At 45.1% G+C, this 12683-nt stretch carries 12 protein-coding genes; 7 read left to right on the top strand and 5 right to left on the bottom strand.

Annotated features, from left to right (window positions below; translation table 11 throughout):
- Positions 1–182: 182 nt before the first annotated feature.
- The 5 genes from HII16_RS09570 to HII16_RS09550 all read right to left on the bottom strand — a co-directional run bounded on the left by HII16_RS09570 (position 183) and on the right by HII16_RS09550 (position 5226).
- Complete coding sequence (locus tag HII16_RS09570; RefSeq protein WP_169129627.1) at positions 183–1079, bottom strand: alpha/beta hydrolase; 897 nt, start codon at positions 1077–1079, stop codon at positions 183–185.
- Positions 1080–1201: 122 nt separating this feature from the next.
- Entirely contained in the window at positions 1202–1756 is a 555-nt protein-coding gene (locus HII16_RS09565) for a Slp family lipoprotein (protein WP_169129625.1), read from the bottom strand.
- The gene (locus tag HII16_RS09560; protein ID WP_169129623.1) at positions 1753–2472 is read right to left on the bottom strand and encodes a M50 family metallopeptidase; all 720 of its coding nucleotides are present in this window, start codon (positions 2470–2472) and stop codon (positions 1753–1755) included. Before HII16_RS09560 ends, HII16_RS09565 begins: the two co-directional genes overlap by 4 nt.
- Before the next feature lie 26 nt (positions 2473–2498).
- Positions 2499–3197, bottom strand: a complete 699-nt coding sequence (gene tsaB, locus HII16_RS09555; protein WP_169129621.1) for a tRNA (adenosine(37)-N6)-threonylcarbamoyltransferase complex dimerization subunit type 1 TsaB — start codon at positions 3195–3197, stop codon at positions 2499–2501.
- Between the two features lie 55 nt (positions 3198–3252).
- Positions 3253–5226 carry an ATP-dependent DNA helicase gene (locus tag HII16_RS09550; protein WP_248289568.1) on the bottom strand — a complete coding sequence of 658 codons (1974 nt, stop codon included), beginning with the start codon at positions 5224–5226 and terminating at the stop codon, positions 3253–3255.
- 586 nt (positions 5227–5812) lie between these two features.
- On the opposite strand from HII16_RS09550, the gene hisG reads away from it, so the two are divergent.
- The 7 genes from hisG (at position 5813) to hisF (ending at position 12650) form a co-directional block, all read left to right on the top strand.
- Positions 5813–6715: an ATP phosphoribosyltransferase gene (hisG, locus tag HII16_RS09545; RefSeq protein ID WP_169129619.1), complete on the top strand. Its 903-nt coding sequence runs from the start codon at positions 5813–5815 to the stop codon at positions 6713–6715.
- Positions 6716–6718: 3 nt separating this feature from the next.
- Positions 6719–8149, top strand: a complete 1431-nt coding sequence (gene hisD, locus HII16_RS09540) for a histidinol dehydrogenase (protein ID WP_169129617.1) — start codon at positions 6719–6721, stop codon at positions 8147–8149.
- On the top strand, positions 8142–9323 hold the full coding sequence (gene hisC, locus HII16_RS09535; RefSeq protein ID WP_169129615.1) for a histidinol-phosphate transaminase: 1182 nt from the start codon (positions 8142–8144) through the stop codon (positions 9321–9323). The genes hisD and hisC overlap by 8 nt, the downstream gene beginning before the upstream one ends.
- Before the next feature lie 2 nt (positions 9324–9325).
- Positions 9326–10420 (top strand): bifunctional histidinol-phosphatase/imidazoleglycerol-phosphate dehydratase HisB, encoded by a 1095-nt coding sequence (hisB, locus tag HII16_RS09530; RefSeq protein ID WP_169129613.1) that lies wholly within the window; start codon positions 9326–9328, stop codon positions 10418–10420.
- Between the two features lie 99 nt (positions 10421–10519).
- Complete coding sequence (hisH, locus tag HII16_RS09525; protein WP_348981403.1) at positions 10520–11158, top strand: imidazole glycerol phosphate synthase subunit HisH; 639 nt, start codon at positions 10520–10522, stop codon at positions 11156–11158.
- On the top strand, positions 11158–11895 hold the full coding sequence (hisA, locus tag HII16_RS09520) for a 1-(5-phosphoribosyl)-5-[(5-phosphoribosylamino)methylideneamino]imidazole-4-carboxamide isomerase (protein WP_169129611.1): 738 nt from the start codon (positions 11158–11160) through the stop codon (positions 11893–11895). The genes hisH and hisA overlap by 1 nt, the downstream gene beginning before the upstream one ends.
- Positions 11877–12650, top strand: coding sequence for an imidazole glycerol phosphate synthase subunit HisF (gene hisF / locus HII16_RS09515; protein WP_169129609.1), 774 nt, complete (start codon positions 11877–11879; stop codon positions 12648–12650). Before hisA ends, hisF begins: the two co-directional genes overlap by 19 nt.
- The last annotated feature ends 33 nt before the right edge of the window (positions 12651–12683 follow it).

The raw sequence follows: 12683 nt of genomic DNA, 5'->3' as shown, positions 1-12683 counted from the left end.
GGTTTTAGTGACGTCAAAACGACAGTTTATCGGTTATTTTCTCCGATAATGCCGACAAGTATAGTTGATAGCTAGACATTTGGTTTAGCGGGGTATCATTCCACAACCGCGAGAAAAAGCAAGAGGTACGACCAGAAAAAACATCTGTTTGGATAATTGTTCACCAGTCCAAAAACGAAAATTTAGCCCAGAATCTTCTCTAAAAGTTGACTAAGTTGTTGAGCTTGTTGCATATGTACATGATGGCCACCAGCGAAAGTGATGGTGTTCAAGTTGCGCATTTTTTTGCCAAAAAATGTCAAACCTTGGTCAATCATGGCAAAACCTTTGTCACCTTTTATCAGCGTTACTGGTGCGCTGATCTGACTGACAATGTGTTGTGCTTGTGGCAAGGCGAAGCGCATCAAAGAAACAGTGCGAAGTCTAGGATCTGAACGCCAACGCACGCCGCCATCAACGTCAACCGTTGCACGAGAGACGATTTTTTGCGCTGAATCATAGTCAAGATCGGACACATTCATGCGTGCTTTAACAGCGCTATCTATATCTTTATGCAAGGTCTTATTTTTCTGCGATTGCTTGGCTCGACTTTCAATGCCCTGGCGCAGTAATTTGCCTGGCTCGTCGGTTTCAGTGATCAGGCCAACGGATTCAATCAGCAACAATTGCTCTACTTTTTCGGCAAATGTGCCGGCAAATAAGGTCGACACCATGCCGCCCATAGAGTGGCCAAGTAAAGTTATTTTTTGCAGTTTTAAATGGTGTAACAATTGGTATAGGTCATCAACGTAATCAACAAAATGATAATGCGCGTCGCCACCTCGGTGATCGCTTAAACCATGCCCTGGCCAATCAATGGCAATAAATCGACAGCGGCTTAACAACATCGATTGGCTTTGTTGTAATTGCTCAAAAAGCGGCAGAAAACTGGCGGCATTATCTAACCAGCCATGTAAACAAAGAATGGTTTTGCCATCTGGGTTACCAATCGCAAGACCGTGCAAGCTAATTTGCGGCAAGTCAAAACGTATTGCGCTGATGTCATGATTGTTATTGTTGTTTGCTTTATTAGTCGACACAAATATCTCTTTTAATGATTGGTTTTGTAGTTGTTATCGCTGTTACTTTTGCAGTTGCGTTCGCAGTTACTCTCGCTGTTAACATCGCATTGCACAGCACTCGATAAACATTTTTACTGGCTTTACGGCTGTTCTACCGTAACCGTAGTTGGGTATTGGTGCACTGGCGCATACTGCCAGTAATATGGCGAGTGCCACCACGGAGAATGCATAGTATGCACATTGATTTTAGTGACTTTCTTCCAAAGATATACCCGGTCACTTTTTAACACCGGAAACAAATAGGCATATTCGCCGATGGTGTCATTTTCACCTTCGCCAATGACGCCAACGGCAGTTATTTTTCGTCCTTCAGAGTAAATAACCGGGTCAAGAAACGCCTCGGTAATGACTCGAAATCGCCCTTCACTGCTATTTTTTGTTTTTGGTCGCATGTTTGAATTGAGTGGCATCGACACCACCTCTAATACGGTGCCATTTTCTTTGACATCGATACTGGCAATGATACCGCCCCAGCGTGCCGTTTCGCCAATATAGCCTTGAGGCATGGCACGAACGTCTGCAAAAGGAATCAACCGCGTTGTATCGTTGACTTCTAGGCTATCAGGTATGTTGGCACACCCCGTATTCAACAACGCAATCAGTAAGCTTGTGGCGATGAAACGAACAGAGTTCATGATACGGCTCCTTTAGCTGCTTTCGCCTTAGTTTTGAGTTTGCTGGTATGGGCTGAGCGCAACATACGATATAACGCAAACAAGCCAAACCCACACCAAAATAAGATCCATACGACCTCTGGCAGCATGGTCATTTGCTGCAACGCACTGGCGTCACCAATGGCACGGTTGTCCATCAAATACAACGGCGACTTGATAGCACTTAGCACCACACTTAAGGCGATTAACTGCAATACACCTTTAAGTATACCAAGGTGTTGAATTTTTATGCTCAACGCGAATACGCCGACTAAAATCAGGCAGATAAATAAGGTTAAAAAGTCGCGCACCCAAAAGATGATCGATGCCACAAGCAAGGCCACCAATAGATAACTTAAAACTCGACTAATTTTGTCATGCACGTTAGCCAGTGAAAATATCACCATCGCCCAAATAGCGGCGCCAAAGTAGCCGGCAAAGGCGATAAACATTGGGCTGCCACCTCGAGTGGTACACAAGCCTGCACCGTTAGCAAACAATTGGATTTGCACTATATGACCGCCGCTCAGTAAGGCAGCAATGCCATGGCTTATTTCATGAAAATAGCTTTCTAACCATTCAAAAGGAATTGAAACGATGGGTAGGTACTTGATGACAATGGCCAGCAGAAGCAACAAATAGACATTGGTAAACAGGCGCACAGAGGTGGATGATGTAGTGTTGCTTGATTGACTCATCTCACCTCCTAAATATCATAATTGGTTTATTCGCGACCAGGCAGCTTTTTCCAAGTAACGGTGTCTCGAACATAAACAGGTTGCGCATGTTCGGCATCGACGCCATTGCCTTTGGCAAATTCCGCGGCGCCTAACTTTAACATCGCTAACGCATGTGGGAACTTCACTTTCTCATCAACAACAATATCTCCCAATGAGGCCATTTTGTCTTGATACGAATCCCAAGCACTGCCAGCACCGTGCAAATCATCATTGATCACATCGTCAATATGCGCCTTAATTAAATCCGGTGCCATCACCGCTTCATTTAACAGCGGTTGCATCAGCTGGTTTTCGTCCACTTGAAACAAACCAACGTAGGCTTCGCTCATGCGCGCATCAATAGCAGACAATACGTTGCGGTGAGAAAAATGATCATAAGCTTGTTGTGCCATAGCTTGTAATGTAGAAACACCGACAACGGGTATATCCGCCGCAAATGCCAAACCTTGTGCCACACCAATCCCAATGCGAACGCCGGTAAAACTGCCAGGACCACGACCAAAAATAAGGCCATCCAAATCAGCGATGCTGACCTTGGCTTCTTTTAAGACGTCATCAACCATAGGTAATAGCAACAAACTATGGGATTGCGGGCACATATCAAAACGATGATAAATTTTGTCGTTAAATGATAACGCCACAGATGCGGCTTCGGTCGAGGCGTCGATGGCCAGATAATTCACGTGTGCTCTCTCTTTATTAAAACGGGTGAAAATTAGTTATATTGGCTATTGTAACTTACTTTTTTATATCTTGATGCAGCGATTTTAAAAATTTAACTGCCTGATTTAGCTCACGAGTGCGGCTCATATTTGGCAGTGATGCCAAAAACACCGCACCATATGGACGGTTTACAATTCGCGTATCACAAATCGCCAAAACACCTTTATCGCTGACGTCACGAATCAAACGGCCTACCCCTTGCTTTAAGGAGATTACCGCTTCAGGTAACTGAATTTGCTTAAACGGGTCGCCGCCTTTGCGTCGAACATCATCACTTTTTGCCTGCAATAACGGTTCATCCGGGGCGCTAAACGGTAATTTATCAATCAATACGCAGGTTAAGCTGTCTCCACGTACATCGACCCCTTCCCAAAAACTGGCGGTGCCCAGTAAAACCGCGTGCGGATCATCAATAAACTGATCGAGCAAGGTCGATTTTGCCGTTTGACCTTGCACTAATAAGGTGTTGTCTATCTCTTCACTTAACAACTCGGCGACTTGATTTAACATGCGATAAGAGGTGAATAATAAAAAGCAGTTACCTTTACTGGCATTAATTAATGGAATGGCAATATTTGCCAAGGCCTGGGCTCGATTTCGATCATTATTCTGTGGTAAATAACGAGGCACCAATAATTTTGATTGGCTCTGATAATCAAACGGACTTTCCAGCATCAATTGCTGCGCATTATCTAAGCCCAAAGCTTTAGTAAAATGAGCAAAATCACCATTAACCGACAAGGTTGCCGAGGTGAAAATAAAGGCTCCTTGGCTGCTGTCGGTGTGCTCTGAAAACTTATCCGCTACCGACAACGGTGTTTGGTGCAAGACCACATGACGTCGGGTGGTTTCGTACCACAAGCTCATGCCAAACGCTTGGGTGTCCTGCATAACCTCATATTTGGCCAACAACTCAGTGCAACGTTCAAAACAGTTATCAATGACTTCGCTGCGCGAAATGCACATTTTTAACACATCGTATAAAAACTTTAAATCGTCATAAAGCTGGGCAAAACCGCGAGAAAACTGACTGTATTGTACCTGCTCGCGCCAATTGCCACGACTTGGATCCATGGCAAACAGTAAACGAAAGTCCCCTGCCGAGCGAGCCAGTTTTTCACTGGCTTTGAGCAGTTGCTTAACGTCGGTTAATTCAACACGATACTGCTGCATACAATCGCTGGCCAATTCTAGTAACTGGCGGGTGGAGAATGACTTACCAAAATATTCGCTGGCAATGTCTCCTATTTGATGCGCCTCATCAAACACCACAACATCCGCTTTTGGGATCAGCTCGCCAAAGCCGGTGTCTTTTAACGCCATATCGGCAAAATATAAATGATGGTTTACCACCACTAAGTCCGCATCGATGGCTTTTTCACGGGCTTTAACCAAATAACAGGCGTCATAATCAGGGCAATTACGACCGAGGCAGTTATCGACGGTCGAAGTGATCAATGGCAAAATCATCGAATCTTCACTAACCTCAGTTAACTCGCCAATATCACCGCGTTCGGTGCGACTTGACCATTCTCTAACCTTAACCAGATCGTTCAAGCCTTGGCTGTCTAATGTCACCGCTGATTTTTGTCGACGCTCCGGTGCACTGGAGAAATTTTCCTCCAAACGAAACGAACATAAATAGTTCGAGCGGCCTTTTAATAACGCCACTTTAACACCAGACTGCAAAGCGTTTTTTACGACCGGCAAGTCTTTATGGAACAGTTGCTCTTGCAGGTTTTTGGTCCCCGTTGAGACAATAACTTTTTTACCACTGAGAATGCTTGGCAATAAATAAGCAAAGGTTTTACCGGTACCTGTTCCTGCCTCCACAACCAAATGTTGCTGTGTTTCTATGGCTCGGGCCACATGGTTGGCCATATCCAATTGCGCTTGGCGTGGCTTAAAACCGTCAATGACTTTCGCCAGAGCACCTTGCTCGGCAAAAGATTCGTGAACGCTTTTGATAAATAAAGTCTGACTACTCAACCGCTTATGTCTGCATATTGGAATGGTTTATGCTGAGCATTATAACAAGGTTAATGCGCTTTTATAATGCTAAACAACAACAATAATCTGTGAACAAATATTTCAACAACGCCCTTCATTTTTGGTTAAGTCAGCTGTATAAATATGACAATATGATGAATTAATATTAAATAGAACCAACTAGGGGTTGCGCTAAAATTTTCACATGATAAAGTGTTAATCAAAGGTTAATAGCAAGTCTTTGCAGCGTATTCTGTTAACTTTATTGATAAACGAATATAAGCAATTACATTTTAATACAAGAGAGACTCTTGTGATCTTGATTAAAATGAGACTAGTATAAAGAGCAAGCACAACACATGAGTCGTGCCTCAATAGCTAAGAGAATATTATGAATAACTTGAACTTACACCATCATCACCACATTTGCGGTTAGCCCTCAGGTTATTCGCTGAGGGGCTATGGGCTCTTCAGCAAGGTAAATAATACCCGCCCCGAAAGAGTCCAAACTTTCGGGGCTTTTTTATGAGTTAAATAAAAGCCCACGAAATTTGCTAACGACATAGAACAATCAGGTGAAAACACCATGACACTAGATAAAAATAGATTAACCATTGCAATACAAAAATCCGGCCGTTTGAGCGATGAATCGCAAAAGCTCTTTAAATTATGCGGCATGAAACTCAACTTAGCGGATCGTAAATTACTCGCTCATGTCGCCAATATGCCGATCGATATTATGTTGGTGCGTTCATCAGACATCCCAGGGTTAGTCATGGATGGCGTATGTGACCTTGGTATTGTTGGCGACAACTCGCTAGAAGAGCACGCTCTGCAACGTCAATTAACCCAAGAAGCCAGCGAGTATGAAAAAATCTGCTCGTTACAATTTGGCGGTTGTCGTTTATCCATTGCTGTGCCAGAAGAGTTCGATTATCAAGGTATTGCCAGTCTTGATGGTTTGCGTCTTGCCACTACCTACCCAAGGTTATTAAATCGTTTTGCAACAGACAATGGCATTTCTTTTGAAATTGCCAAGCTAAATGGCTCAGTTGAAGTAGCGCCGCGAGTTGGCTTGGCCGATGGCATTTGCGATTTGGTATCAACCGGTACCACGCTAGAAGCCAATGGCTTAAAAGAAGTGGAAGTCATTTACACGTCAAAAGCCGCATTAATTAAGGGCCCAAATACCCTTTCATCAACCAAACAACAAACCATCGATACGCTATTACCTCGCATCAAAGGTGTTTTAAAAGCACGTGAAAGCAAATACATTATGTTGCACGCACCAAAAAATCGACTAAATGATGTTTCAGCCTTGTTGCCAGGCAGCGAGACACCAACGGTATTGCCTTTAGCAGAGCGCGATGATCTGGTTGCCGTTCACATGGTCAGCAGCGAGACCATCTTTTGGGAAACCATGGAACAACTTAAAGCACTGGGTTGTAACTCCATCCTTGTCATGCCAATTGAAAAGATGATGGGGTAAGCCATGATCACCTGGTCTCAACTTAGTGCTAATGACAAGCAAAAAACTCTAGCACGCCCTGCAATTAGTGACAGCAATACACTGCGAGACAATGTCGCTGATATCATTAATAAGGTCAGACGCAACGGCGATGACGCCCTATTTGCACTGACCCAAAAATTTGACGGCGTAAGCTTAGCGACTTTACGCTTGACCGACAAAGCGGTTGTCAAAGCAACGCAAAGCTTATCGGCAGAACGCAAACTGGCAATCCAAACCGCCTACAGTCAAATTGAAGCATTTCACAGCGCGCAAAAGGCACAAGATATTCGGGTCGAAACCATGCCTGGTGTTGAATGCATCTTAAAAACAGAAGCCATCGACAGTGTCGGTTTGTACATTCCCGCTGGTTCAGCACCGCTGCCATCGACAGTGTTAATGTTAGGCGTTCCAGCAAAGCTTGCGGGTTGTCGCCGTGTAGTATTGGTATGCCCACCTGACAAAAATGGTGATATTGCCGATGAGATTATATACGCTGCTAAGTTGTGCCAAATAGGTGAGATTTATACCATTGGCGGCGCGCAAGCAGTGGCGGCATTGGCTCTGGGTACCAAGTCGATAGCAGCGGTAAATAAGGTGTTTGGCCCTGGCAATCGATTTGTCACCGAAGCCAAATCACAATTATCGCAACAGGTGCCAGGCTTTGCCATAGATATGCCTGCGGGGCCGTCAGAATTATTGGTTATTGCCGATGACAGTGCCAACCCAGCCTATGTTGCTGCCGACCTATTATCGCAGGCGGAACATGGTATAGACTCACAAGTTATTCTGCTAAGCGACAGTGAATCGGTTGCCAAAACGGTAAAACAACACGTCGAGTCACAATTGCAAAGCCTGTCTCGTAAAGCGATTGCCGAGCAAGCACTTAAGCAAAGCCGCTTTATTGTGACCGACTCTTTGCAACAAGCCGCCGAAGTATCCAACCTTTATGGGCCAGAGCATTTGAGCATTCAAACACGCGATAATGACACGTTATTGACACAGCTGCGTGGCGCAGGTTCTATCTTTGTTGGCGACTTTACCCCTGAATCGGCTGGTGATTACGCCAGTGGCACTAACCATGTGCTACCCACCTATGGCTATTCAAAGGTATTGTCGTCTCTGAGTTTGGCTGACTTTTCCCGTCGTTATACGGTACAAACGTTAAGCCGACAAGGCCTTACCGCGTTGGCGCCAACCATCGTCGAGTTAACCGATGCTGAAGGTTTAGATGCCCATCAGCGTGCCGTCACCATTCGAGTTAACCAAGAGGTGGAACGTAAGTTAGCGAGTGAATTGGCAGCAAAGCCAAAAGACCAAGACCAAGACCAAGACCAAGACCAAGACCAAAATAACGCGCCCATCAAGGACAATACGACACAGGACGCAACTGCACAGGACAAAGCCGATGAGTAATGTTGACGATAAAGCCTCACGCCTTAACCAGTATCAAAACAACCTTGAGGTCTGTCAGGCGCAAAAGCTTGCCAATAAATTAGTGCGCCGCGACATCAAAGATATGGTGCCTTATCAATCGGCAAGACGTGAACAATCCCAAGGTAAAGTCTGGCTCAATGCCAATGAAGCCGGTGACAGTAGTACAATAAGACTGTCTTTAGATGCGCTCAATCGCTACCCAGACTTCCAACCGCAAGCCTTGATTGATGCCTACAGTGACTATTGCAACATCGACAATCGATATTTGCTCGCTACTCGCGGCGCTGATGAAGGTATCGAAGTGCTTATTCGCACTTTTTGCCAATCGGCACAAGACAGTATTTTAATTTGTCCACCGACCTATGGCATGTACGCTATCAGCGCCGAAGCCCACAATACTCATGTGCGTCACGCACCGCTGTTAACAGACAACATGCAATTAGATATTAGTGCCATAAGGCAACACGTTGGCAAGGTGAAATTGGTGTTCATTTGTTCTCCTAATAACCCTACTGGTAACAACATCGACTTGGTCGACATTGTTACCACACTCGAATTATACAAGGACAGCGCTTTGGTGGTGGTTGATGAAGCCTATATCGAATACTGCCCGGAACAAACCTTAGTACCATTACTGCATAAATATGCCAACTTGGTAATATTGCGTACCTTAAGTAAGGCCTTTGCTCTGGCCGGTTTGCGTTGCGGTTTTACGCTAGCGAATCCCCCCATCATTGACCAGTTGTGCAAAGTGATTGCGCCCTACCCAATCAGCCAACCCGTTGCCATGATTGCTAGCCAAGCACTGACGCAACGCAGTGATATGCAAAATAGAGTGGCAAGCTCCAAGCAACTTAGAGATAAAACCCAAGACTTTTTGCAACAACAACCTTGGCTGGTGCAACTATTTGAGTCAAACAGCAATTATTTACTGTTTCGTGTCGATAATAGCCAAGCGTTATTTACCAGCTTGCTTGAGCAAGGGGTGGTCATTCGTAACCAATCCAAACAGCTTGGGCTGGATGATTGCCTTAGAGTCAGTATTGGCAGTGAAGCCGAGTTACAACAATTTTTCATCGCCGTATTAAGCTTTAACGAGCAGTTCTATGGCACCAGTACCGCCAATCTATTTAATAAAGAAACACAGGAATAACCATGAGTCAGGCCCTCGATTTTATAAAAAACAACAGCAATATTTTATTTATCGACCGCGACGGAACCTTGATAGAGGAACCGCCAATCGATAAGCAAGTCGACAGTTTGGCAAAACTGGTGTTTGAACCATCGGTAATTCCGGCTCTATTGCAACTGCAAACCGCGGGCTACATTCTGGTGATGGTATCGAACCAAGATGGCTTAGGCACAAGCAGCTATCCTCAAGCCGACTTTGACCAGGCTCACGATAAAATGATGGCGTTATTTGCATCACAAGGTGTGCAGTTTGCTGATGTGCTTATTTGCCCACATTTTGATGAAGATAACTGCAGTTGTCGTAAGCCTAAACTCGGTTTGGTCAGCGATTACTTGCAGCAGCAGAAAATAAATTTTGCTAACTCGTTTGTTATTGGTGATCGAGACACCGATGTGCAATTGGCCAGCAACATGGGCTTGCGAGCTTTTAAATACGATAGACAGCAAGTTAACTGGAATGATATCTGCAATCAGTTACTGCGCAATGACCGTATTGCCAGCGTTACCCGTACCACCAAAGAAACCGACATTCATGTTGAGGTAAACCTTGATCGCCAAGGTGGCTCACAAATAAGCACCGGCATCGACTTTTTCGATCACATGCTTGATCAAATCGCCACCCACGGTGGTTTTTACCTCAATTGTCAGGTAATGGGCGACTTGCATATAGACGATCATCACAGCGTTGAAGACACCGCGTTAGCGTTAGGTGAGGCACTAAAACAAGCCCTTGGTAATAAGCGTGGTATCGACCGCTTTGGTTTTGTGTTGCCGATGGATGAGTGTCGAGCCGAGTGCAGCATTGATTTATCTGGCCGACCGCATATCGAGTTTAACGCCGAGTTTAGCGACAACCGTGTTGGTGAAATGTCGACGCAAATGGTCAGTCACTTTTTTAAAAGTTTGACCGATGCCATGGCCGTCACCCTGCACCTTTCGACCAGCCAAGGTAACTGTCATCATCAAGTGGAAAGTTTATTTAAAGTGTTCGGCCGTGCGTTAGGCCAAGCCATTAAGGTCAGTGGAGACGCATTACCAAGCTCAAAAGGCGTTTTGTAATGGTTGCCTAGCGATATCTCAGCTTAGCTATTTAAACGTTAGCTGGTTAGGCTTTAGCGATATGTGCATTAACATAGTTTTTATATAGGAAAACACCACGTGATAACAGATTCCGACATCAATACATCAACGCCAGACGCGCTGATCATCGATACCGGTTGTGCCAACATCAATTCATTGAAGTTTGCCTTGCAGCGCCTCGGTTATAACATCGTAGTCAGTGATGATCACGACGCCATAAAAGCCGCTAAAAAAGTGTTTTTACCTGGCGTTGGTGCCGCCGCCTACGCGATGGCAGGAATCAAACAAAAGCGTCTCGACGCCTTGGTTCCAACACTAAGCCAACCTTTGCTCGGTATTTGTTTGGGAATGCAATTATTAACCAACCAATCGACTGAAAATGAACAAGCGACTGATTGTTTAGGCATTATTGATAGCCAGATAAACGCGATAGAGAACACCACAGAGCAGGCTTTACGCATGCCTCATATGGGCTGGAACAACCTGGGTTCTATCGCCAATTCGCCGCTGTTTACTGGTATTACTGAGCAAGATTACTTTTATTTTGTGCATAGCTATTGTGCTCCTGTAGGCGATACAACCCTTGCCCAGTGTCACTATGGCCAAACGTTTTCTGCAAGCTTAGTTCGCGATAACTTTTATGGGGTGCAATTTCACCCTGAGCGCTCCGGTAAAAGCGGAGCCAAACTTCTCAAAAACTTTATGGAGAATTGCTGATGATCATTCCGGCAATTGATTTAATCGATGGTAAAACCGTACGCTTATATCAAGGTGATTACGGTCAAAAAACCGAATATAAACAAACGCCAGAAGCGCTTGTGGAACAGTACTTTAGCGATGGTGGTCAACGTTTACACTTGGTTGATTTAGACGGTGCAAAAAACAGTGATAATCGTCAAACCAAACGGTTAAGTGAGATCATTGCCATGGCACCTATGCCTGTGCAAGTTGGTGGTGGTGTGCGTAAGCAAAAAGACGTCGACACCTTGCTTGAACTCGGCGCCAGTGCCGTGGTGATCGGCAGTTTGGCGATCAAACAACCACAGTTGGTTAAAGATTGGTTGCAGCAATACGGCAAGCAACGCATTGTCTTAGCGCTGGATGTGCAAATAAATGAGCTTGGTGAAAAACGCTTACCGACCCACGGTTGGATCGAACAAAGCGAGCAAACCTTAGAGCAATTAATTCGCTTTTACGGCGCCGACAATATCGCTCAGATTTTATGTACCGACATTTCCAAAGACGGCACCTTGCAAGGCTCTAATGTCGACTTATATCAACAAATGAAACAAGCCTTCCCACAAATATTCTGGCAAGCATCTGGCGGCATTGGCAGCTTAAATGACATCAAACAAGTCGCTACATCTGGCGCCGATGGTATTATTTTAGGTCGTGCCTTATTAGAAGGTAAATTTACCGTCAAGGAGGCTATCACATGCTGGCAAGACGCATAATTCCTTGTTTAGATGTTCGTGATGGCGTGGTGGTCAAAGGCGTCAAATTTCGCAATCATGAAATCATCGGTGACATCGTACCGCTAGCACAGCGCTACGCCGCCGAAGGTGCCGATGAATTGGTATTTTACGATATTACCGCCAGCTCAGATGCCCGTGTTGTAGATAAAAGCTGGGTTGAGAAAATAGCCCGCGTTATCGACATTCCCTTTTGTGTCGCCGGTGGCATCAAAACCGAGCAAGATGCGCAAACCTTGTTAGCGATGGGCGCAGATAAGATTTCAATTAACTCACCGGCGCTAAACGACCCGGATTTGATCTCACGCTTAACGGCACAATTTGGTCAACAATGTGTGGTGGTTGGCATTGACTCGTATTTTGATCAAGACACAGGTCAATATCAAGTATACCAATACACTGGTGATGAAAGTAAAACCGCCAAAACCCGATGGAATACTCATGACTGGGTCAAAGAAGTGCAACAACGTGGCGCCGGCGAAATCGTACTAAATGTGATGAACCAAGATGGCGTGCGCCAAGGTTACGATATAAAACAGCTGAGTTCGGTGCGAGCGGTGTGTAAAATACCCCTTATCGCCTCAGGTGGCGCCGGTACGATGGCGCACTTTAAAGAGGCCTTTATTGATGCCGATGTTGATGGTGCGTTAGCGGCGAGCGTGTTTCATAAAGGCATCATAGACATAAACGATTTAAAAGATTACCTACGCGGGCAAGGCATTGCCATGCGCAGCTAGCGCAAGCGCCGCGGCTAAGAGCTAACCATATTA

This window comes from Thalassotalea sp. Y01, assembly GCF_012932945.1.
In the GTDB taxonomy this organism is placed as follows: Bacteria; Pseudomonadota; Gammaproteobacteria; order Enterobacterales; family Alteromonadaceae; genus Thalassotalea_A.
Note: the sequence above shows the minus strand (reverse complement) of the source record. Positions and strands in the feature narration are given on the sequence as shown.

What these genes read in the sequence shown, in the direction of transcription:
- HII16_RS09565 (WP_169129625.1), bottom strand. Translation starts at nt 1,756, where the DNA reads ATGAACTCTGTTCGTTTCATCGCCACAAGCTTACTGATTGCGTTGTTG.
- HII16_RS09560 (WP_169129623.1), bottom strand. Translation starts at nt 2,472, where the DNA reads ATGAGTCAATCAAGCAACACTACATCATCCACCTCTGTGCGCCTGTTT.
- hisG (WP_169129619.1), top strand. Translation starts at nt 5,813, where the DNA reads ATGACACTAGATAAAAATAGATTAACCATTGCAATACAAAAATCCGGC.
- hisD (WP_169129617.1), top strand. Translation starts at nt 6,719, where the DNA reads ATGATCACCTGGTCTCAACTTAGTGCTAATGACAAGCAAAAAACTCTA.
- hisC (WP_169129615.1), top strand. Translation starts at nt 8,142, where the DNA reads ATGAGTAATGTTGACGATAAAGCCTCACGCCTTAACCAGTATCAAAAC.
- hisB (WP_169129613.1), top strand. Translation starts at nt 9,326, where the DNA reads ATGAGTCAGGCCCTCGATTTTATAAAAAACAACAGCAATATTTTATTT.
- hisA (WP_169129611.1), top strand. Translation starts at nt 11,158, where the DNA reads ATGATCATTCCGGCAATTGATTTAATCGATGGTAAAACCGTACGCTTA.
- hisF (WP_169129609.1), top strand. Translation starts at nt 11,877, where the DNA reads ATGCTGGCAAGACGCATAATTCCTTGTTTAGATGTTCGTGATGGCGTG.